The sequence below is a fragment of the Haloarchaeobius sp. FL176 genome, assembly GCF_024609245.1.
GTDB lineage: Archaea > Halobacteriota > Halobacteria > Halobacteriales > Natrialbaceae > Haloarchaeobius.
Genome location: NZ_JANJYH010000016.1, coordinates 31,727 through 54,777, shown reverse-complemented (window position 1 = coordinate 54,777; position 23,051 = coordinate 31,727). Strand labels below are relative to the sequence as shown.

Sequence of the window (23,051 nt, the reverse complement as noted above, 5' to 3'; positions counted from 1 at the left end):
ATCGGGCAGCATCTGATGGCGGAGACGATCAAGCGAGCACGGGGACGAGCATCTCCGTATTGCGTAGGTGACCTGCCAAGCGACAAGTACTACGTCGCAAACCTCTCCCCGGAGTTTGGGAGCGCTGATCGTGAGGAGTTCGATGCGAAAACCCGCCCAAGCAGCATCAGCCTCGAATGTAAGCCCGACTCCACGTCAAGTGTGTCGGTTGTCGTTGAGTTCGAGTTCTATGTTCCGAGTTTTCCCACCTATACAGAGTACCAAGAGATTCAGGAGAAACGGGTCAAAGCCGCAAAGCTCAGTGCCGCGGATAGGACCGAAACCTCCTCCGATTGGGCGGACATTCCTCTCGAGGAAATCGACCGTGACATTTTGTACACATTCGATGAGCCGTTCTTCCGGCGTGGATTCGTTTCACTCGAAGCTGACCTCGCGTTGGACGACCTCTCTGGTCAGGCTGAATCGATTACGAACCGAATCTCAGAAGCACTCTACGAGAACGTTGCTGAGCTGGGTGAAAACCATCGACTCACGACGGACTCTGTCGAAACTGGAGAGTATACCGCTGCTGAACTCGCGGACCTTCCGGAATCCGAGTTCCAAGAGTTCAACCAGTCAGAATCGACATTATCCCCGGAGGAATTGGAGTGGGATGTCCAGTTTAGCGCCGAGCTGTCGGACGATGAACTAGAACTCACTCTCTCGAATCACCCGCCTTCTCCGGGGGCTGAGGAGCCGAATGATGGCCCGGGTGAGCGGTACATATTCAATCCAAAAATCAATGTCACTGGCGAATTAGCACCCTACGAGTTCGATCTCATTCCTGAAGACTATCGATACGACCAGACAATGTGGGCGAAAGGACGGAATTGCTCCACTACGGTCGAAGAGGGTTCGAACCCACGCACGATCAAGACGACTGCAGTCCCGACTGCTCCAGTTTACGAATTCGAATTCAACACCTCCTATAACACCGATTTCGCGGAACTCAGTACTGGTGATACGATCGATATTCTCCGTGAGATCGCTGCTGGAATGAGTGACTATCATGACGCATGGACTGGTCCACGACGGACTGAAATCGCAGCTGAACTCGGTTTGAGCGAAGCGGAATTAGCTGAATTCGATGCCGATGCCGAGGACTTCATCACAGAACTCGAGCGCTTCGAACATGGAATCACCGTGCTGGAAGAGGTCCCCGAAGCCCTGCGTGCGTTCAAACTGATGAACGAAGTCAATAGCCGGCAGCATGACTTCCCTGGCTGGCGACTTTTCCAGTTGGTATTCATTGTCAGTAACCTCTCTGCGATCGTTCGCCGCGAACGGTCGGACTTGGAAACCGAGTATGATGATGATGCTGACGTCCTGTGGTTCCCGACGGGTGGTGGGAAAACTGAGGCGTATATTGGGCTCATCATATTCAATCTGTTCTACGACCGGCTCCGCGGCAAAAGTCAGGGAGTAACTGCTTGGATTCGCTTCCCACTTCGGTTACTCAGCCGCCAACAGAAGAGCCGATTCCTTGAAAGCCTCCTTCACGCTGAGCAGCTGCGACGGAGCGATTCGGACCGAGGGCTAGAGGGTGTTGGTGACCCGTTCTCTCTGGGGTTCTTCGCCGGTAGCAACGACACTCCCAACGCAATCGGGACTGACAGGGATACATTCCGTGAGATGTTCCAAGAGAGCCAGGAGCAACTGGAAGCACGCTGTCAAGTCATCGATGTCTGCCCGCTCTGTGAGAGTGATATCACCGTTGAGTACGATGTTGACGCTAACAGCGTTTTCCACACCTGTACGGCTGATGAGTGTCTGGGCAGGCTGCCTCTGTATGTTGTTGACCGGGACATCTATCGATATGTTCCGTCGGTTCTCCTCGGCTCTCTGGATAAGATCGCAATCACTGGACAGCAGCCCCGATTTGCGAACCTTCTCGGGAACTATACAACCAAATGTCCTGATCATGGGTACGGCTACTCTGGACGGTGCTCAGAATACCAGCTCTGTGACCGGGACGATCATGAGTTAGAATCGGTTGACCCGAGTGATGTCTACGATCCGGTTCCCACATTACACTTGGTGGACGAAATCCACCTCCTCAACGAGGAGCTCGGAACGTTTGCTGCTCATTACGAGACTCTCTATCAGACTCTCTGTGAGAAGATTCATGGGGAACAGCCGAAAGTGCTCGCGTCAACTGCCACCATCTCGGAATACGAGCGGCAGATCGAGCATCTCTTCCAGAAGGGAGCAACCCGATTCCCGACTGATGGCCCCACTCGAGGCGAGACGTTCTATGGCGAACTGACTGAGACCGTCGAACGAGAATACTTCGGGTTCAGGCCAGCGAACCGATCGCACCTCTATACTGTCGTTGACACAATCATGGACTACCACCAGCTGATTCAGGATGCATATGACACACCAGCTGCGGAGCTGGCCGACGATGCTGGTCTTGATGAACTCTCTGAGGATGAAAAGGCCGAAATTCTTGATCTCTATGAGACCAGCGTGGTCTATTTCACAAACAAACGACGAAAGGACCGCTACCGTGAGAACATCGCAAAATACGCTGCCCGCGAGATGATTCTCGACGGCTACGAGCATCCGATTCGCGAACGGCAGCTGACCGCCGACACTGAGAATCCAGAATTACTAGCGCAACTGGAGGAGCCTGGTGATGCACCGTTCGATGAGCGGATCGACACGGTCCCATCAACCAGCTTCATCGGCCACGGGATTGACGTGGACCGGTTCAACATGATGCTGTTTTTCGGATATCCCCGGCGGACGTTCCAGTATATCCAGGCAAGCAGCCGTGTGGGCAGACAATCCGGTGTTGTTGGGTTCGTGTTGGACATTTTCGATCCGTTGAGGGAGCGTGACGATCATCGGTACCGCTATTTCGAGAAACTCCACGAATACCTTGACCGGACTGTGGAACCGATCCCGATTGACAGGTGGGCCAAATTCGGTATCGACCGGACCTTCACCGGTGTCCTCCAGTCGCTGCTCATCCAGTACTACCGGCCGAAGATGCATCGTCAGTACGAACTCGCGCTCAATGACAAAGACCCAGAACCGGCGAACGTCCAGAAGGCAACTCACCTCTACGAGCTTATGACCAACGACGACTATCCAGAGCTCACCAAGGACACGCTTCAGTCGCTCGTCGAGCGCGCCTATCGACTTGACAATGACTACTACACGAATCCGTACTTCTACCAGGAAGTCCAACGGAAAATCAACCAGGTGTGGCAATACTGGATCGAGGAGCTACCCAGTATGTCGTACCCCCAATATCCTGGGGGAAGCGAGCCTATGATTAGCCTTCGAGACATTGGCGAGCAGGGTACGATCACTGCACAGTACAACAATCAGAATCTGGTCGATGCCCTGACCACGGAGCGTGAGTGACGATGCCAATGGAACGTCGGAAATCCAAGTTCCTCTTCGATTACCTGCCGGGGAATACCTTCAACCACGCTGAAAGCGACTTGAGCGGCTTGGTATCTCGAATTCACGAGGACCGGGATGAGGCCGGTCGTTCGAAAGCCTCCGAATTGCCCGACGCGTACATCCTGAAACGAATTAGTCGCCATGCTGCGGCCTGGCCGAACTGGGCCGACCTTTCCCTGTCGGCCGATGATGCCTCGATTGTCACTCCCGGTGCAGCTAACTTTGAGGTATTCCCACGAACGTTCGAATGTGGGCGATGTGGGACAGTCACCCAGCTCCGCTGGGAAGAGGCGAAAGACTTCCCTCGGGATGACGCCGTAACGTGTGGCCGCTGCAGCGCTCAACTTCGTGACCATCATCAAATGCAGTTTGTTTCGGTCTGCCATTGTGGGCAGATTCAGGAGATCTACGTTCCAGAGCACTGCGGTGCCGGGATGGCTCTTCGAAACCCAGGAACTGGGTTCGATAACGCATACTGGCGATGTACCGGAGCAAATTGTGAGGCGACGGTCGGTTTCCGACCAAGTGCCAAGTGCTTCAACCCTGACTGCGACTATGGCCAACAGGCGCGGAAAATGCTCCCACATTCGGCTTCGCAGACCTTTTATCCGCAAACGGAGCGGCTGATCAACGTCCGGAAAGATCTGGACACGCTTCTGAGCAATGATCAGTATCAGATCCAGATCGTCAGTGATTATCTCTTAGAACGATCTGGAAATACTGGTCCAAGTGAACAGGAGAAGCTCAGCAAGGCAATGGAACTGCTGGAGAATAATGAGGTGGATGGGCGTGACGAAGCACTTGAGCTAGCGGAAGAACGGTTAACCGTAGATATTCAGGCCCATCGCGATGAGACGAAGCATTTCCTGACCGAGCAACTGAGCGATGTCAATCAGATTCGATTGAGTGAGGAACTCTTCGAGTATCTCTCTGTAGTGAACCCTGAGTACGATGAGGGTGACCGGATCAGCTCATACACATTTGCGGATCTAGCCGAAGACGCTCAGGACACGCATCTGGAACCCGAGACAGTCGACCGATACTGTCGTTTACGGGACAAACTCAACTTGGAGGAGGTTCGCCTCATCAAGAACTTCCCGATTACGACGGTGTCATACGGGTATTCGCGGATCAAGCCATCGCCAACCGGACTTGAGAGGCAGCCATCCACGGAAGGCGGGACGAACGATTCGTCCGATCAGCCAGCGGAGACGGATGGAGGGACGACGCCTGTTGATGAGGATGGTGACCCGCCGGCGTTGTTGAATCTGTTCTCCAGCGGGCAGTGGGGCGACACCGAGGTCTTTGCACGGACGAACGATGCTGAAGCGGTAATGTTGACGTTGGATAAAGAAACCGTGGTGGAATGGCTTCGTGAGAACGATGTTATCGATGAGCCAGATATAGACGACTTGGACCGATGGTTCTTGGCGAATGTGGGGCACCCGTCTCGTTTTGAGGCTATCGACCCAGCTGGAGACCCCGTTTCACGGGCGGCCTACTCGCTCTTGCATAGCTTCTCCCACAGCGTCATTCAGTCCATTGGGAAACTGTCCGGATATGGGCGCGATAGCCTCGTCGAGCACCTCCTCCCACGGACGATGTCGGTTATCATCTACAAGCGTTCGGACACCGATTTCAACCTCGGATCGATATTCACGCTGTTCGAGGAACGCTTCCCTGACGTCATTGACCAACTTGACGAAACCGATTATTGTACGTACGACACTGTCTGCCGTCGGGATCATAATTGTGCGTGCGAAGATTGCCTCTTCGTATCGAGTGTCACCTGCCAGAATTCAAACCAGAACCTGAGCCGATCGGTCTACTTTGGTGGTCCATTCGATGGACCCGATATTGTCGGTTTCAATGGAATGTAGGGAGGTCAGCGCTGTGAGCGGTATGTTCTTCTGGCCGTCACTCTGAGTGGAGACTACTGCACGGCAGATCGTTGTGCGGGCACCACTGACAGTGGTCCCCTGCGGTATACTCACTATACGAGCTGGCTGCTGCTTTCGAAAGCCCCTCCTTGATTCGCTCTTGGGCTTCCTCGATCCGCGTGTCATCATAGGTTCGTAGGTCCACCTCGGGTCCAAGATCGCTTACGTACACGTACCCTGCGGTGGTAACTGGTTCATCGAACAACTCCTCACAGGCCAGGATGTAAAGTGGGAGCTGGCGGTTCTCGGTACCTTTCTTCGAGCCAGTCGCTTTGTAATCGAGAACCACTAACTCGCCGTCAGGACGCCGAGCAAGTAGGTCGATTTCACCGATGACATAGGAGCCCTCGATATCGATTCCGAAGGAATGTTCGGCACTCAGGAGATCCCATTCCGGGACTGGCGTTTCGAAGAAACGGTCGATGCACGCAGTCGCACCCGCCAGCGCATGCTTGAGACCCCGCTCAACTGCGACTTGCTCGCAGACTTCCTGCCACTCATCACGCCCGGTGCGATTTTGATTGATTGCCTCCTCAGCGGTTTCATGGAACAGAACCCCGATCTCGCGGTTTGACGCCCCCGAGGAGTCATACCCCGCTTGCTTTGATTTCGCTGAGGTCTCGGACGTGGTTGGAGTGAACTGGGACGGGAGTTCGTAAGCATAGACGACATGGTCAAGATAGTGTTTGCGTGTACAATCATCGACGGTGCCGAGTGAGGTGTAGCTGTGGCGGCGGCGAATCGACGGTGCAGGAATTGGCGAAAATGCATCAACAGCTATACCAACAGAGGCGGGTTCCACGTCTGGAAGCGACCCGTCGATCAGGCTGTCGGCACGCTCAAGCACCGTTGTGATTGCGTCTTCATATCCGAGCTCATCTCCATCGTATGTCGCAACTGTCTCACCACGAGGGGAGGCTTCATCAGTAACCATCTCAGTCCAGTCCAGAGCGGTAGAGGGGAGACTGTCCTGGATCTCCGTCCAGATCGGGAATGACGCTGCTGTGAGATCCCATTGAATCCCATCAGCAAGCCACTCCTGGGCATACTCAAGCGTAACACCATCGTCGCGTACCGAGCTCTCATCCCCCTGTCCACAGAGGACAAGGTGCTCTTCAGCCCGGGTGATGCCAACATGGAGGAGACGGCGTGCTTCCTGCTGATCGCGTTTGAGTTGGTCCCGCTGCCAGAACTGATCCGTATTGAGGGACTCAACTAATTCAGAGTACTCTCTGGTCCGTGGTGCCCATTCGTCAGCGGTCAAATTCGGGAGGAATACCACGGGGAAATCCAGCCCCTTCGCTTTGTGGATCGTCATAATCGAGACTGCATCGTCTGCAGACTCTGCTTGTTCTGTTGGCCCGGAATCGGTCGTTTCGGCGATCGACTCGTGACGCTCGAGGTACTCGATGAAGTCTGCTGTAATCGGGGGCTGAGATGCTGGTTCGTCGTAACCAGTTATCAGATCTTCCAAGCCCTGTAATTCACGACGTTCCCGTCGCGTTAGGAACCACTCGATATTGGTGGTACTCAACAATTCATGATACAACTGTTCGACCGAAAGGAGATGTCGACGTGCTACTAAGTGGTCAAAGTGGGACTGAGCAGTCCTCACTCGCTCTGGCTCGGATAATTCAGCCGGGTCAATGGACTGGAGCGCATCGATTAGATTATCTTCCGCCTGTGCCAGGTGTCTTAGATCCGTCTCACTGAATCGGTAGCGCATCAACAAGACGCGCCGTACACTGACGTCGTCCGTTGGGTCAGCCAGCGCTCTTAGATATGCGAGCACTGTCTCGACGCCGACCGATTCGGTCGCTAAATCTCCGACCAATTCGAAGGGGATTCCTGCTTCGTTGAATGCATCGATGATGGGACGTGCGTGGCGATTTTTACGGACCAATACTGCGATATCCCCTGGATCATACTCCTCGGCTACTTGTTCGAGCTCGCCACGAAGCATCCCTCCAACCGTTGTCGTAATCTGTGCGGCCTGGAACGCATCCGTATCTGAGTAGTCGCTGTTGTCTGGGACGGTGGTATCGATGTAGGCTACGCCAGATGTACTCTCTGCCTTGTCGCCAAACGCGGTCAATTCCTTCTCACTTCCGCGTCCTTCGAGGGATTGAATCGCGTTATTCGCCAAATCCAAAATCGGTTGCCTCGACCGGAAGTTAAGTTCCAACTCCATATCCTGTAACTCGGAGCCATACGTCGCATCCAGCTTCCGACCGATATTTTCGCTGTCTGCACCGCGCCACTCGTAGATCGCTTGGTCATCATCTCCCACGATGAAGAGGCGGTTCTGCTCGGCGAGAGTGGTAACGAGGTCGAACTGAATCGAGTCGGTATCCTGGAACTCATCGCAGAAGATATAGTCCCACTGTCCAGCGATTTCCGCAGCGATGTCCTCATCCTCGAGCAGGGAGACTGTATTGTTAATCAGATCATCGAAGTCGACTAACTGGTTTGCCTCCCGCTGCTGTTCGTACGCTCGGTATCCATGCACAAAGTCTGCGGCCTTTTTGCAGTCGCTGAGATACGACCTGAGCCGATCAAGGAGTGTGAATGGAAACTTCGGAATACCTGTCGGGAAGTCACTTTTCCGCGTCATCTCCCGTCCCTCACTCCCGTAGGCACTGAACAGTACTCCCGGTAATCGTGCAGCAGCCTGTTTGGAGCCGACGGTGACCTCTTCGGGTCTCGACCGAATTCGTGACTGGCAGGTCTCGATCGTCTCGATCAGGTGTTGTAGATATCTACTGATATCGTTCTCCAGCGGAGAGGACCCCAGACTCTGTTGTTCGAGCTGCAGTTCCATCTTGAACGTCTCGAGATCGTCACAGAACGACTCAATACTGCTCTCGCTTACTGACTGCCGCCGAATGTGCTTTCGCGCAGCGGTCTCAATCCGATCCGACATCTCGTCCAGTCCAACCAGCACGTCCGGAGCAGGGAGGTATGCTTCCAATTCTTGCGGGTGGACGCCCTCCTGTTTCATCGAGCTAATGAAGTTCAAGAGTACCTCCGCCGGTGTTTTTCGATATGTTCCGTCTGGGCTCACAAACTGGTAAGGGACCTCCGCGATCGCTTCTTCTGCCACAGACAGCTTGTCGGCGTCATCAGCGATCGTAAATCCAGATGGGAGATCGGCATAGTAGGGGTATTCCTGAAGGATGGAGTGGCAGATCGAATGATACGTGTACGCCTCGATGTCGTATCCCTGGGACCCGATCAACGCGTTGAGTTTGGAACGCATTGAGTCCGCAGCTTTATTTGTGAACGTCAACGCGAGTACATTCCCTGGCGCAGTCTGTTCGGTTTTGAGCAGTCGCTCAATTTTCCGAACCATCGTGAAGGTCTTCCCTGTCCCAGCCCCGGCTAAGACCCGCATCGGATACTCATCCGTTGAAATAATTGGGCCTTGGTTTCCTTTCGGCTCCTCCGTAACGTCGTCGTCCTCTTCGAAGAGGCTCATGAAAACTTCACCTCCTCAGCGATGTAGTCGCCGCAGGCGCTTTGATAATCACAGTCGCCGCACGCTTCCTCCTGGATAAGCTCCCACCGGTCTCCGGTTGGATCAAACGCCCCAGATTGAATACCGGTGGTACTTTCATCGATGAGGGTCCGGAAGGCCGACGTATTTTCCCGATACAGGTCTGTCATTTCCCACGCTTTCCCTCTGACATCAACGCTATAGCCCGTCTTAGTCGGGGTTCGTTCTTTAGATGCAATCAGACCGTAGAACATGAAACGAATCTCGTCGCCGGGTGAGTACAGCTCGTGCTGGGTGAGCCCTTCCCAATACATCCCGAGCTGAAGCCATTTCTTGAGCCGAGAGGGGTAGTGATTCGTCCCATTGAGTTGCTTTTCGAGGTCTGACCCGTTCTTATTGGGGAACCGACGCCCGCTATAGCTGGCTTTGTAGTCGATTATAAGGAGGCCATCGCGAGTCTCGACGATGTTGTCTGCATAGCCATGCATCGCCCCCAGTTCGTCGTCAGTCCATTCGAGATGCACTTCGGTCCCGACCGACCGTCGAAGATGAGCAAGTCCCTCACCGTCGGTCTCAGCCTCGAGATAGTCATCGATTGCCGCGGCCGAGATCCGTCGATCGAATTCATACGCAGCTGGTGACGGGTAGGTATCGGAATCCGTCTTTCTCTGCCAACATTCGGTGAAGTTCTCGCGAGCAAGGGATTGGACCGTTTCCGGGTCGGTATCTGTATCCACTTCCGTCGCCGTCAACTGGAGTGCTGTGTCGAGCACGTCGCCACGATTGAAATACCGTTCCAGGTCTGTTCTCTCACCCCCGTCGAGGTCGTGAATATACTTGAATTCAAACTGCCGTGGGCAGTTCAGGTAGGTCTGCAACCGGGACGGCGATACACGATCAGTCACGGCGAACCCTCCCCTGGCGGAAGTCGATGCGGGCTTCCAACGCTGCTTGCACCGTTTTGGCCTCCGGATGGTCTAATACCGATTCGATAGCTGCCAACTCACGTTCAAAGCGGTTGAGATCGACCGTCTCTCCTCCGACGCCAGCTCGTCGAACGGCGTCCAGCGTATCATCCACGTGTTCAACCACGACCTCACTTGCGCCGCCGTGACTCGTTTGTTCCGATTCGCCGTCTATCGTGAGTGGTGTAATCATCTCGAAATTCTCCACCAGCTCGGAAAGGAACCGAGAAGGCTGATTGTACGTTCCAAGCGCGTCGGCACTCTCCTGGGGAACACCAAAATACAGCCGTTCGGCGGCTGAAGCGATTCCAATCCCGAGCAAGCGCCGGCTCACTTGCGTAAAGTACGCATGGAAGGGCTTCTCGTGGGTCTCACTCGCCGGCTGGAACGTCTCTGTAATGTCTGTTACAGATTGAGAAGTCAGTAGTGGATACCCCTTTTCTTCCTCAAGACGCTTTGTCGGCAGGAGGGCAGTGAGATCTGGTGTGGATGGGTACTCTGAATCGGTGACATTCAACAGAAACACCGCCTTGTAGTTCTCGTGTTTCTGCCCATAGATTGTCCCAACCGGAACTCCCCCCTCGTGAGTCTCCGGCTCAATCGAATCGAGTCGGGACGAACTGTATTTGAACGCCCGTTCGAGTGCCGTTAGGAACCCTATCCATGACCCGTCAAGGTCTGGTTCTTCCTCGAGGAACTCGGCCAAACCAACGACCTCTCGGACACGCCGAAATTGGTCCCGGGCATCGAGTTCAGTCCAGTTTTCCGCAATCCGTTCTTTCAGATGAGTTGCAGCCAGCCAGTGCCAAAGGCCATCAATTGCAGTAGATGAAGCTTCTACTCCCGCAATGGGGTCCTCGGTTCCTCCCTCGACGGAAAGTATTCGCTCTCGGCTCGCGTCCTGGTCACTGTCTGAAAGGGCAGCACACGTCTTCGCCACGTCGTATAGTTCCCGGACTGCTGGGTCGTTTCCAAGCTGGGAGACTGCGACTGTAGTTGTTGGGATGCCATGCCGTCTCAGAAGCCGCAGTGTCTCTTCCACCGGTCCGCCCGAATCTTGAAACATGACAGCGATGTCTGTGTATGTATAGTCAGGGCGACGAACCAAGCGCTCGATTTCATTGGCCACCTGCGTCAGTTGTTCCCGGAAGGTCGCAGCCTCAATGACCTCGACTGATCCATTCGGACTGTGATTTTCGGGCTTGCTCCCGGTCACCAAGTATTCACCGACAGCTTCCGGAGCACTCACCGACTCCCGTTGTAATTCGTGAACGGCTGTGTCGAGTCCGGCAGCCAGTGATTCGATGCCCCCTGCTTCTCGCCAGCTGCTAAGAATACGGCTTTGCCGTGCGGCGATGGCAACGATTGGGGCGTCAGCAGCCTCACTGATCGCTTGGAGGAACTGTCGCTCTGTCGTTGCGAACTCTTCGTAATCAGCGACAAGGAGGACGTTCCATTGATCGACACGCCGTGGAATAGACTTCTCAGTGCGAGCCTTTTCGAGTGCCGCTGTTGCAGTCGGGAGAAGCGATGGTCTGTCCACAAAGCCTCTGTCAGCGAGATGGGATTGAAAATCTCGTCCAACGGTCGCGATTTCAGCTAAAACGGGAGAGGTGTAGTCGCTCGGTGAGAGTGCGTTCCGTGACTCCATTTCGATCAGAATCTCACCCACGTCCTGCTGGAACGAATCCTGTTGTGCAGCACGTGCGAGGTACTCGGTGTCCCACTCCTGCTCAGAAAGGAACGCAGCCAGCAATTCAATCCGCTCGTTATCAGACAGCGTTCGGACGCCTGGCTGAATTGTTGGGAGGACTTCTGCGGCGAAGTCGGTGAGCGACGTGGTTGTTGGCCGCGCGACCTCAGATAGCGTCTTCGCTATCTCATCGCTGAGCCGTTCCTCATTACACAATCGAGTGAGACACAGAATATCCTCTGTCCCATACTCACTCAGGAGTGTTTGGTAGTGTTGAGCGACAAGTTCCGATCGGTCTGGGCTGCGAAAGGGATAGATATGGAGATCCCCATGAAGGGATTGTCCAGCTGAATCTCCCATGATAGCTTGAATGCTGCTCGCCGACACTATAATGATACCGTCGAAGGATATCGAATCCTTCGGGCCGGATGGAGATCGATTTATCAATTTGCAAGCGTTTGTTTCACTTCTGAATCTCTAGGAACGAGAGCATACACTCCTGGGGAAGCAACCCACCGTGGTAGTAGCGATCGCCGCTGTAGCCCTGCTTGCTGAAGTGCTGGCGCGGGTATACGAGAACCTGAAGGCCCGTATCGAGGTAGTCGATTCCGGGTGTACTAGCGGAGACGTGTACACCGTTGCTCAGACCACTCAGATCATCTCCAGCCACACGCCGATACTTGACTTCGCTGTCCGGTGTATCTGACGGGACCGCTTCCGTCGTTGTTCCCTCGGGCAAGAGGACGAACCCGTGATCGGTGACGACGTAGATTCGGTCCCAACTCTCCTCGTCGAGCTTCTGGCGAATCATCGAGGCAAGCTCGGAAACGTAGTCGTGGAAATGGTGCACCATTTCGCCGATCTCGCCTTCCCCGACTTCGTCAATTTCCTTGTCGTAGTAGGCGATCTGGTGTTGGCCCCATCCGGACTCCCGGTCGTCGGGAACGGCCCAGCCTTCGTCGTCGAGGAAGCTGATCCGTTGTCCCTTGTTCGACAGCAAGCGATCCCCTTGGAAGGGCGTCAGCGTCCCATTGTGCATCCTGACCGAAAACCGGAAGGACCGCCCCGGCGTGAGCGCAGCCATCCCGAACTTGGTCTCCGAGGGGAACGTTGAGAGCCGTGTCTCACGCGTGACGTCGAAGGAATCGTTGAGTGCTTCGGCAAGTTGCTGTGCGAGGTCGAACCGTAGCGCGTCGATCAACAGGATGGCAACGGTACCGGCCTTTTTGAACTCGTCTTCGTGATCGTTCCACCATTCATGGGCTGGTGCCTTATCGAGGAGTGGGCTGTTGACCTGCATCGCCGCCTCGACGTCTCCTGCAAGTGTCTCGAGGTACTCTCGGTACCGGCTCGTAAGCATCTCGTCCCGAATATCGGGCAACGTCCCGGTTGCTGGATGGTCGGCAGGGACATCCGTCTCGGGTGTTCCAGTGAGCTGGAGATGCAGCACCTCATTGTCGATCTGCCAACTCCCGTCGTCGGGATCGGCATAGGCTGTGAAGGGGTCGGTTTGTCCATCCCGTGCCTCCCAAGCGTCGAACTGCTGTTGGAGTCGAGCGAGGTGCTCACACTGGACCCAGAGATCACGCCAGCCGGTCTGTTCAGGGTAGACTGTCAGTGCGGACTGCCTGATCTGTGCATGCTCGATACAGGTGGCGAGCTCCCCCGCCTCGAACAGCTCGTACCATGCCTCCCACAGCGCGTCATCGAGCGCTCGATCGACCGGACAGTCCGCATACTCCCACACGTCCTCGAGGTTGCGAATCACGTCGCCCCAGAACTCCACCCCCAGATATGTCTCGGCGCGGGCTCTGGTCCCGCCCATGTTGAGCAGCGTCGTCAGAGGGCTGTGACTGGACTCGCCATAGCCATCGGGGAACAGCGATCCATCGACGCCACTTTCATGCAGCGACTGGGCGACAGCCCAGCGGCGAACGGTCTCGGTGATTTCCTCGGGACCGGCGTCGTCCGCAATCGGAATCTCGTCATCGAGCTTCTTGCGGATGTCTGCGACCGTCTCTGTGTCTCGGCTGATCTCCGGCCATCCCTCTCGTAACAGGTGGTCGATGATTTTGCCGTCGCCGCGGGTGAGGATCTCCTCTCTGAGGCTGCGATACTGGGGAATCCCGGGCGTCTCGAATTCGGCTTTGATAATGCCTGCAATTTGGTCCCTGGTGGCAGCATCGTTCATTTCGACGTCGAAGATGTCCCAAGGGTTGACCTCATAGAGATCGGCAGTGAGCTCTTCGATGCTACAGGAGACCTCCCCACCGGTCTCACGGATGTCCCGGAACCAGTCCCGACCGGCTTTGGCTTCGCCGATGTACCACACGATCGGCCGGTCGGTCTCACGTTCTTCTGCGATCGCGTCGGTTCGAAGTGAAAGCGGAAAGCCCTCGGCGGCGCGGAAGCCGATCCCCAGATTGCTCGCGGCCTGCTGGACGGTCTCTTCGAGATGTCCACCGTCGTCCCACCACACCACCCGAACATCTGCGGTGTGGCTCTCGGGGAAGGTTTGCTGAAGTCGCTGTTCTGCTTCGTCAGTTAGGGAATGTCGAGGCTGGGGGATCATTGGTCATCCTCCGTGTCGATGACGACGATGGTCCCATCGTCGTAGGTCGAGAGCTGCTGCCAGAGTCCGTCATCATCCTTCTTTTTCCCACCGCCATTGTCACCCTCGAGGATGGCTCGTCCCTGCTTGAGGAGCTGTGCTGCGCGGTCGGGATCCGGAATCGTCGCCCCACTCACCGCCTTGGTGATTTGTTGGGCCACAAATCCGCTGGGACTGTCAGGGAGCTTCGTCGAGAGCTGCCGAAGCTGTTCGTAGAGTGACTCGCCGTCAGTGATTGGCCGGAGGAGTGTTCGCCCGTTCGCGAGCGTGTCAGCGTCAGTTCGCATCGCTTTTTCGGCGAAGGCCTCCTCTGCGAGGGGCTCGTCGGCGTCGTTCGCGTCATCGATAGTGGCTTGCAGCGTGTCAAGCTGGACCTTCGGGTAGGTCTCGACGACTCGCTCGATATCCGAAGTGAGGGCCGCACTCTGTAGGCTGACGGTCAGCTCAGCGCGGAGTGTTTCGAGATCATCTGTTGTTGTTGGCTCGCCGGTCAGGTCTTGAGACAGCTCCTGGAGGGTCTCAACTCGGAACTTCTGTGCCTCTGTGAGCTGTGACTCCAGGGTATCGACCCTCGGGATCTGATATCCCTGAGTGGTGGTGCTTACCTTCCCCGTGATCGCCGCTGTCGGATAGTGGTCCTTGAGCCACTCGTCGACCGCGGTGATCTGGTCCCAGAGTGGCTCCTCGTCGTCGCTTGCCGGAATGAACAGCGGAGCGGCGTCGGCATAGCGATGGGCTTGATCGACGACCTGCTCGTTCGTTAGGAGATTTGCGTCTAGCTCTTCGCCGGAGAAAGCTGGCTTGAGTGCGTCATTCAGCGTTGCAAGCGAGAGTTGCGTGTTGAACTTCAGATCTACTTGAGAGACGACCGTGTTGAACTCCTCTGCATGCTTCGTAGCCCAGGCTTCGATTCCCTCTAGCAGTTCCTGCGTATCGTCGGTTTCGGGCTCTTCGCCGACAAGAGCGGCATAGACGTCATTCAGGTCCTCCGGCGGGGGCGAGGGGTCGAACACGACGATCGCGTCCTCGAACTGGGTAATACTGGTGATGGTGCTGGCGATCGTCCGGGTGTCCGTCACTCGATCGCCATCACTTCGAATGGCGATTCGGTTGTCGGCGACGAGGACGAACAGGAGTGTCTGCAGTGCCTCGAGGGGCGTGCCGAGGAACTCCCCACCCCGGCTGTTGATCGTCCCCAGAATCCGCGCTCCACTGACTCGTTCATCGCCGTCAAATCGGTCCAGTTCCAGGAACTCCATCGCCCAGCCATCACTGATTGTCCCTGGAAGTTTGTTGACACCGAGGCGGTCGGCATCATCGTCGCTGAGGGGCCACGCTCCACCGTCCTGGAAGAAGTCGATGAGTGCTTCCAGGTCCTCAACCTGCAGGGTGTGATCGATATTTTTCCGGCTCGGGAATTTTTCGATGACAGCGTCTGTGACTGCTGTATCGAGGTCCTGTAGGTATGTCCCATAGGATGCTTCCCGCTGTGGCAGGTATACCGCCGCCTCGTTAAGCCGACCACGCAGATCATCTTCGATCTCTTCTTGCATCGACTGCTGTCGGAGTCGATGGTCCGGACTCGGGTCCGCCATCCCGCTCAACACCTGCTGCATACCAATCAATTCCCGAATCTGCTCCCGAGTGGTTTCCGTGATGTTGACGGTGACCAACACGTCTTCACGGCCAGCTGGCCCGCTGTGGGCCTCCTGCCACTGTGTGCGCTGGTCACTGATCGTCTCCTCGTCATGCACCAGCACCCGAATCACGATGGTGTCGTACTCTTCTGTGACTGAGTCCGGAATCGATCGGTCGATTGCATAACGGACAGTGTAGTTGATTCCATCCAGATCGCCGAATGTTCCCATTTTGGTCCCTTCGTGGGACGGCAATCGCGTCGGGTCGGCCTCCCGGATGAACTCCCGGATGTTGTTCTGGACCTGATGTTCCGGGAGTTCGGTCGCTTCTTGCTGGACTTGTTGCCAGAACTGGATTTCCCCTTCGGAAAGAATGGTGTAGGTCGGCTCTGCAGTCTCCGTGCTCTTTCTGATCAGATTCTTTTCGACCATCGCCTCAAGGTGACTCTCGACGGTGTCGCGCTGCACTTGGATATCCGTCCCGACATCATCAACTAAGAGCCGTGCTAGGTTGTCCGCTGTGCGGGGGACGGTCTCGACCTGACTGAGCAAGAACAGCGCCTTTGCCGTCTGGGCGGTCTCTGCATCGAATGTGTTTGCAACGCGACTGATGAGGTCCGACGCCCAGCCGGAGATTAGCTCGGTGTCAGCGTCGATGATGTCGAAGAGCTCGTTCCAGGGGACGACCACACCGGGGGTTCGGCTCGCCCAGCCGTGGTTGACGAACAGCGAGCGAACGCGGGCAAGCAGGGCTCGCCCCTGGATATACTCTCGGTCGGTGTTTCGCTCACCCTCGATAAGCCCTTGCATCGAGTCCCGAAGTAGCCAGAGATCCAGATCGCGGAACGGGTATGCCTCGACCGGATCGTTGTGTTCGGGTGGGCTGGCCTCGTCGTGCAGGGTCGGGTCGAGCGCCGTGGCGTCCTCAAGCAGATCCGACTGGATATAGTCGGCGCCGTCTTCGGATTTTTGGAGCCACCGTTTCCGGACAATGGTTTCGGTGTCGGCGCCTTCGAGTTTCACCTCTTGGGCGTACCACGCCTCATCGTCGGCGTCGCCGAAGAATCGCTGCTGCATGTCCCGCATTGGCCATTGGCCGGTTCCCAAGATCGGCGGATTGAGCCCCTCGATGAGGGCGGTAATCGTATCGACGACTTCTTCATAGCGTCGTTGCTGGTCGCCGACGTAGATCGCGATTTCGTCGAGCCCGATTAGGAACTCGTAGGTATCGCCGTCCTGCTCGAGATGGCGCTTGGTGCGATGGAGGCGTTCGACGAGATCGTCAGGGCCAAACGCCGTCGGATCGATTGCTGTCTCTGCGGCCTCGATAAGGTCATCAACGGCCGCTGCAGAATCAAGACCGGCCGCGGCCGCCCCTCCGAGCTGGGGGATTGCCTGTTGAAGCCACGGCCGCAGGGAGGCCGGCCGGTCGACGACGTCGGTTAGCTGCAGCTCCTCGTGTTCAAAAGTCGAGAGCTGCTCCCAGAGGTCATGCTCGATATCGAGTTGCCAGCAGAATTCGAGCAACCAGGGGAGGTCGGTGTGATAGCCACGACGACGACCGAGTTCTTCATACAGGATCAGCGGGAGTTTCGTGTCGTCCCGATCTCGGTCGAGCAGGTTCAGGAACAGGGGCTGGAGATGGTCGATATGAGAGTCAGTGATCGCATCCCGGAACTCCTTGAACCCTGTCGTGGTGTTTGCCAGATCGTGAGCGGAGGACTCCAGGCCTTCGATCTCGCCGGTCGCGACGCCGATGAGTTTCAGAAGGTGGGACTTCCCGGAGCCGAAGGTCGCATGGACGTATCGGAACCGGTGATCGACGCCCTCGTTTGCGACGATTGCGGCGGTTTCTCTGAGAACTCGCTTTGCACTCTCAGTTTCGTAGAACTCGTCGATGTCTTTCTCGATCTGGTCGGTCTTGTCGACCTTCTGAATTGGCTCGAGCTCGCGAGTTGGCTGGCGGTCCGGCGGAAACAGGTCGGCAAGTGTGTCGAATTCAGACATCAGTCATATACCCCGCAGTCACTTTTTGTCCGATCCGGTGGGCCGGGTAGTAGTGGCGTGCACGTTCATTGAAGAAACTTAGTCGACCGCCGGTTACTGAGCCCGGGAAGGGAATGCCGACGGTTGTGTTGACGTTTTTCCGATCGAGTTCATCAAGCAACTCGGAGGCCCGGGTAAACGGATAGAGGCTCCCGAGATTCAGGAGCACCAACACCGACGAGCGGTCGTTGTCAACGTGCCCGCTCTGGATGTACTCTGCGATGAGCCCCTCGACCAGCTCCGTCGAAAGATTCCCTTCAAGGGTGTCTTCGACGGCGGCTGTCTCGACGCGATCCAACGGTCCGAGGTCGATGCTGGTCCCGAAGGCCGTTGTCTCTGGCAAAAGTGCATCGAGCCGGACGCTCGTCACAGTCACTGCGGTGTCGTTGGTGTCGGTGACATCCTCCCAGTCGGCGAGATTGCCCTCGGGCGTACTCGCCCACGTTTCGAGACGCTTGGTAACCCGGTGTTCGATCTCCGGCTCGAGAGGGACCATGACGAAGGGGTTCCGGATTCCCCGCCGCTCCCCGCGAGCGAAGTCGACAAGTTCGTCGGTGAACTCGATGAGCGGGTTGCCGGTCGTGTGACTCATCGAACGATCACCCCCTCATCGACGTCAAAGAGCTCCAACTCTTCACTCTCGAGCGACTCGATTTGTGCGCGAAGCTCCTCGGCATCATCGTAGAGGACCCCAACCCCGCTCACCTCCTCCGGCGTTTTCTCGCCGAGGAGCCGGTCGACCCTCGAGAACTGCTCCCGGCGTTTGTCGACTGTTCCCGTTGAGAGGGCTGTCCAGTCGAGGTTCCTATCGAGATTACCCAAGATCGTCATCAGCGTGCTCCTATCCCGGGAGCCTGGCTCGCGGTCGGTCAGGCCCTCAAGCGTCGTCGTGATCTGCTCGACGGTATTGCGGAACGTCCGGAGCGGGTCGAGATATTCGGACATGAATCTGTCTTTGACCATGGTGAGTTCCGTGGGATTGCCCAGCCATGCAAGGCTCTCCAAGTCTCCCTGCAGTGACTCGATGGCCGTCTTTGCTTGCTGATCGCCCCATGCTTCTTCGAGGGTCTCGAGGGCTTGACTCCGTGCTTCAAGCTCGCCGACGAAGGTGGTCCAGCCATCATCGGTCCACCAGTCCGTTTGGGTCGTCGCTTCGACTTGCTCACTGAGGTTCTGGAGCTGCTTATCGACGTCTTGGCCGAGCCAGTTGACCTCCCGCAGTTCCGGTCGGGTGAGCCCTTCGAGCTGGAGGAGGAACGGGAGTCGTTCCTCCCACTGTGTCTCGGCCATGGACATGGTTTCAGCATCGGCCTCCGTCGCTTCGACCATCTCTTTGAGTTCTTCAGTGTCGACAGTTGTGGCTCGCTCCTGTCGGTCTGCGGCGGCCTCTTCGATTCCCTCGGCCTCCGTAGCAAGTCGCTGGACAAGCGTTTTGAGGCCCGCAGTCTCGAACGTTGTGTCTGCTTTGACGCCGGCGTTGCTTGCAAGGCTACTGGCTCGGGTTTCGAGGGTTTCGAGCTGGTCGACGAAGTTGATGTACCCCTGATTCTCGCTTTCAGTTGGCTCGATGATGTCGTGCTCGACGAAGACGTCTTTAGTGCGTTTCCCCGTCGGAACCGTCGAGAGGGTGAGAGTGGTGTGTCTGCGCGGCGTCAGCAGGGCGTCGAGCTCGACCGGTTCCTCCTCGACGGTCGTGACTCTGAACACGCCCGCTCGGCAGAGCCCCCAGACGACTGCGAGCATCGCCGGTGATGGGTTCCGACCGCTGGGTGTCTCAACGCCGAACAGCGGCTCCTCGTCGATCGATCGCTCCAGCAGCGTGGCGACATCAACGCCCTCTCCGCTCTCTTGGATCTGGGTACCGACGAGCCGTCGGACCTCGAACGCGATATCACTGAAGGTAGCGAAATCATTCGTCGACTGTTCCGGAACGCCGATGGTTTCGGCCCAACTCGGGAGGGATTCGTCGTCGCCGAGCTGACGGAGTTCATCCAGATGTGAGTCGGTGATCCGGGCGAGTTCGGGGTGGAAGTAATCCGGATAAGTCTCGGTGACGTACTCCGACACCGCACTGTCGAAGGTGGTGAGGTCGTCGGCTTGGACTGTGAACTTCCCCTTCGAGAGGGCCGAACGCAGTTTCTCCGTGACGCGGTTGGCTGCGTCGCTCCGGTCCCGAACGACCGATTCCGGCGGATTGCTTTTTCGAGTAGCTTTCTCAAGGGCCCACCACTCCGTCAGCTGTGATCGGAGTTCCTCGATGCCCTCCGTGTCAAGCAGCCAGTAGAGTTTGTCCTGGGCGATTCGATCCGTGTCGACGTCCGGTCGTAGCCCGCGGACGACGACGTCTACGTCGAAGACGGTGTCCTCACTCTCACTATAGCCGGTTTCTAGACTTGTTTCGTCGATCTGGAACGCATAGCCGACCGGGTAGGCAGTGTCGTCGCCGTCGGTTCCCCATTCATAGCTCGTTGGTAGGTCGAGCTCGGCGACGATATCTCCCCAGAGACGACGGTCCAGCGTCTCGATAATCTCGTCCCACGCGGGTTCGGTTTCGAACTCGTGGGCTTCGGAGATGAGTCGCTGCTCCTCTCGATCGGTGAGCCGGAGGTCGCCACCGTCCGTGCTGGTGTCGGGCCGAATGTACTTCTCGAGGTTCCCCTCCAAGGAGGACCGCACCCGTGTTTGAACGTTCGAGCGAATCTCCCCCTCGAGGTCGTCAATGACCGTAGTCGCGATGTTTGAGTCGGTCATTGGGATCATCTCCGGGACGTAGGACAGCAGCAGGACGGCTTTCGCGACCTTCAGGTCGAAGGCCGTCGTCTCAGGGTCATTCTCGATGTCGCCGATGACGGCTGTCTTGTCCGGGATGATGTCTTGGAGTTCGTACTGGACGAGGTCGTAGAAATCGACTAGACTGATGATCGGCATTTCGCCATCCTTCTCTGTCCACTCGGCACGGAGGCCTGCAACGAGTGACAGCACCGCCCGCGCCGTCCCCGAGAAAATGGACTTCGTAGCGTCGGGAAGCTGGTTCCGGAGGTTCGAGAGGATTTCCATGAACAGCGCTGGCTGGTAGGGAAGTAGCGGATAGTAGTCGCTGAACTCCTGGTCATCGATTGCATCAAGGGGCGGCGCCGTGTTCTGTTCCACCTCCCGATAGGTGAGCATTATATTCGGATCGACCCGTGCTGTGAGGGCGTTGTTTTCGATCCACTGTCGGCCCTGATCGGATTTTGCGAGCAGGCGCTGTTGGACGATTTCGCCGGCGTGGCGGCTCGGCAGTTCGTACTGTTGTGGGAACCGATCTTTGAGAATCCCGAAGTCGAGCTGTTTGACGGCAAGCCCGGGCTGGACGTCTTCGATTTCCGATTGGGCGGTGACGACCGAAATGATGTTGCCTTCGCCGACGTCCTTGATCCCCTCTGCCAGCGCGTTCAGTTCGGAAAGGCGCTGATAGTTCCCGCCGATGAACAGGGTCACCTCGTCCATCAGGAGGGCGATCTTTACCGGACGGTCGTACTTTGCTTCGAGCTCCTGTCGATACGACTCAATTTTTTCGACGGCGAGTTCTTGGCCGATCTTCTTGTTCTGGATGTCCTCCAGATTATCGACCATCCCGGTCGCTCGCTCGGTCAGCTCCGGGAGGACGATGTCCGAGAGGATTCGGTACTGCCGGACGTCTTTCCAGTCGTAGGTCGGATTCGGCACACCCTCGTCAGCAAGAATTTCGTTGATGAGTTGCTCTTTCTGCTCCCAGACCTCGCGAGTGTCGAACAGCCCGCCGGTGCGCTTGAACTCCTCTTCGAAGAAGGCCACGTCCAGTCGGTCGGCAAACCCGCGCTGGTTGTAGACCTCCTGGAGGACGATCTCACTAAAACTCTGTTCGCGAACCCCCTGGTACTGCAGCAAGTTGATCGATATCGGGACAATGACGGTCTCCTCATGGAGTGTGTACCATTGCTCGCCCAGCTCCGGCTCGTCGTCGTTGTCGTCGAAGCGCTGCCAGACCGCCTGACTATCGGCGGCTTCTACCTGTGGCGTGTCGAGTAGGAGGTCCAGTGCGGTCAAGAGGTGACTCTTCCCACTGCCGTAGTAGCCATAGAGCCAGTGGTTCCGCTCGTCGGCGTCGGGCGTCTCATCGTGGAAATGGCTGAACAGCTCCTCCAGGAAGGTGACGGTCGACTCCGTGAGGTGATACTCGTCGAGATAGCGCTGGTAGAGTATTTCGCGCTTGTCGGCTTCGGCCCCTACCTCCAGGTCTCGGTCGATTCGAATCGATTCCTCGAACTGCGGGTCAGGGTCGTCAAACAGGTGCTCGTCGTCGATCATGCTGTTGTGTCGAATTCGGCGTAGAAGTCATCGACCGGCTCGTACCACAGTCGCCCATGAGACTCGTGCATGCTCCAACGGGTTGAGTTAGCGAGCCGGTCGGTCTGGGGGCTCCAGAACGGTTCCGGTTGGAAGAGGTAGCGCCACCCCAGCGGATTCTTCAACCACTCATCGTCCAGCTGTTGCCACGACCAATAGGCCGCTGTCTCTAGTGGGACGTCGCCGATGTTTGGGACATCTCCGTCAGCTCCTTGCTTTGACTGGATCACGCCGATCGACCGCAGGGCGCTCCGGAAGTTCGTCCCCCAGCGGTCTTTCGTTGACTCAGAGAAATCCAATGGCGAGCCATCTGTGTGGCGGAACTCATCGAGGAACTCGATGAGCTGATCGTTCGAGAAATCCAAGTTACTGACGCTCTTCCGCTGAAGTTGCTGGAGGTACTCATGCAGGACATAACGAACGACTGCGTCCTCGGCGACGAGGTAGCAGAACAGCACCTGGTGTTGGTCCCGTTCTTTCCGGCATGCATCCAGGATAGCCGGGAGATGGCTGAGTGGCGGAAGCCCGCCGCCGGCTTCCTGCAATCGAGGCTTGATCGCATTGTATGCGCGGCGCGAGCCTTCGACGGTGAGGCGGCCCGCCTTTCGCTGTTCGAGCCACTCCTCATTTGTCGTCGTCCAGTCTCCACATTCGTTATAGAGCTCGACGATCGCGCGAGTCTGTTCCAGATCTAGACTTGCAGCGACGAGCCCGATGTGGGTTTCGTCCGGACTGAACTGACCGTTCAGGGAGTTGATCTCGAAATCCCCCGACGGCCGACCGTCTGGCATACTCGGTATGGGGAGAGGTGCCCACTTAGATGTTCTTGTCGTGATTCA

Annotated in this window: 10 protein-coding genes; 2 read left to right on the top strand and 8 right to left on the bottom strand. The window is 56.8% G+C overall.

Annotation, left to right across the window (positions count from 1 at the left end):
• Window positions 1–15 precede the first annotated feature (15 nt).
• Both NO978_RS18615 and NO978_RS18610 read left to right on the top strand, forming a co-directional pair.
• On the top strand, window positions 16–3,414 hold the full coding sequence (locus NO978_RS18615; protein ID WP_257301036.1) for a DEAD/DEAH box helicase family protein: 3,399 nt from the start codon (window positions 16–18) through the stop codon (window positions 3,412–3,414).
• A gap of 2 nt (window positions 3,415–3,416) precedes the next feature.
• The gene (locus NO978_RS18610) at window positions 3,417–5,336 is read left to right on the top strand and encodes a hypothetical protein (protein ID WP_257301035.1); all 1,920 of its coding nucleotides are present in this window, start codon (window positions 3,417–3,419) and stop codon (window positions 5,334–5,336) included.
• A gap of 37 nt (window positions 5,337–5,373) precedes the next feature.
• Here the strand turns inward: NO978_RS18610 and NO978_RS18605 are convergent, their stop codons facing one another.
• From NO978_RS18605 to NO978_RS18570, 8 genes are all read right to left on the bottom strand, one after another.
• The gene (locus NO978_RS18605) at window positions 5,374–8,874 is read right to left on the bottom strand and encodes an ATP-dependent DNA helicase (RefSeq protein ID WP_257301034.1); all 3,501 of its coding nucleotides are present in this window, start codon (window positions 8,872–8,874) and stop codon (window positions 5,374–5,376) included.
• Window positions 8,871–9,797 (bottom strand): PD-(D/E)XK nuclease family protein, encoded by a 927-nt coding sequence (locus NO978_RS18600; protein ID WP_257301033.1) that lies wholly within the window; start codon window positions 9,795–9,797, stop codon window positions 8,871–8,873. The genes NO978_RS18605 and NO978_RS18600 overlap by 4 nt, the downstream gene beginning before the upstream one ends.
• Window positions 9,790–11,910, bottom strand: coding sequence for a hypothetical protein (locus tag NO978_RS18595; protein WP_257301032.1), 2,121 nt, complete (start codon window positions 11,908–11,910; stop codon window positions 9,790–9,792). Before NO978_RS18595 ends, NO978_RS18600 begins: the two co-directional genes overlap by 8 nt.
• A gap of 103 nt (window positions 11,911–12,013) precedes the next feature.
• On the bottom strand, window positions 12,014–14,122 hold the full coding sequence (pglZ, locus tag NO978_RS18590) for a BREX-5 system phosphatase PglZ (RefSeq protein ID WP_257301031.1): 2,109 nt from the start codon (window positions 14,120–14,122) through the stop codon (window positions 12,014–12,016).
• Window positions 14,119–17,805 (bottom strand): hypothetical protein, encoded by a 3,687-nt coding sequence (locus NO978_RS18585; protein ID WP_257301030.1) that lies wholly within the window; start codon window positions 17,803–17,805, stop codon window positions 14,119–14,121. The genes pglZ and NO978_RS18585 overlap by 4 nt, the downstream gene beginning before the upstream one ends.
• Entirely contained in the window at window positions 17,798–18,436 is a 639-nt protein-coding gene (locus tag NO978_RS18580; RefSeq protein ID WP_257301029.1) for a DUF1788 domain-containing protein, read from the bottom strand. The genes NO978_RS18585 and NO978_RS18580 overlap by 8 nt, the downstream gene beginning before the upstream one ends.
• Window positions 18,433–22,173, bottom strand: a complete 3,741-nt coding sequence (locus NO978_RS18575) for a hypothetical protein (RefSeq protein WP_257301028.1) — start codon at window positions 22,171–22,173, stop codon at window positions 18,433–18,435. Before NO978_RS18575 ends, NO978_RS18580 begins: the two co-directional genes overlap by 4 nt.
• Window positions 22,170–23,003 carry a DUF1819 family protein gene (locus tag NO978_RS18570; protein WP_257301027.1) on the bottom strand — a complete coding sequence of 278 codons (834 nt, stop codon included), beginning with the start codon at window positions 23,001–23,003 and terminating at the stop codon, window positions 22,170–22,172. The genes NO978_RS18575 and NO978_RS18570 overlap by 4 nt, the downstream gene beginning before the upstream one ends.
• Between the last annotated feature and the right edge of the window lie 48 nt (window positions 23,004–23,051).

Bases quoted from the DNA above. Each gene is read 5' to 3' on its own strand.
- NO978_RS18575 (WP_257301028.1), bottom strand. From the start codon at position 22,173: ATGATCGACGACGAGCACCTGTTTGACGACCCTGACCCGCAGTTCGAG.
- NO978_RS18595 (WP_257301032.1), bottom strand. From the start codon at position 11,910: ATGGGAGATTCAGCTGGACAATCCCTTCATGGGGATCTCCATATCTAT.
- NO978_RS18580 (WP_257301029.1), bottom strand. From the start codon at position 18,436: ATGAGTCACACGACCGGCAACCCGCTCATCGAGTTCACCGACGAACTT.
- NO978_RS18610 (WP_257301035.1), top strand. From the start codon at position 3,417: ATGCCAATGGAACGTCGGAAATCCAAGTTCCTCTTCGATTACCTGCCG.
- NO978_RS18605 (WP_257301034.1), bottom strand. From the start codon at position 8,874: ATGAGCCTCTTCGAAGAGGACGACGACGTTACGGAGGAGCCGAAAGGA.
- NO978_RS18570 (WP_257301027.1), bottom strand. From the start codon at position 23,003: ATGCCAGACGGTCGGCCGTCGGGGGATTTCGAGATCAACTCCCTGAAC.
- pglZ (WP_257301031.1), bottom strand. From the start codon at position 14,122: ATGATCCCCCAGCCTCGACATTCCCTAACTGACGAAGCAGAACAGCGA.
- NO978_RS18615 (WP_257301036.1), top strand. From the start codon at position 16: ATGGCGGAGACGATCAAGCGAGCACGGGGACGAGCATCTCCGTATTGC.
- NO978_RS18585 (WP_257301030.1), bottom strand. From the start codon at position 17,805: ATGTCTGAATTCGACACACTTGCCGACCTGTTTCCGCCGGACCGCCAG.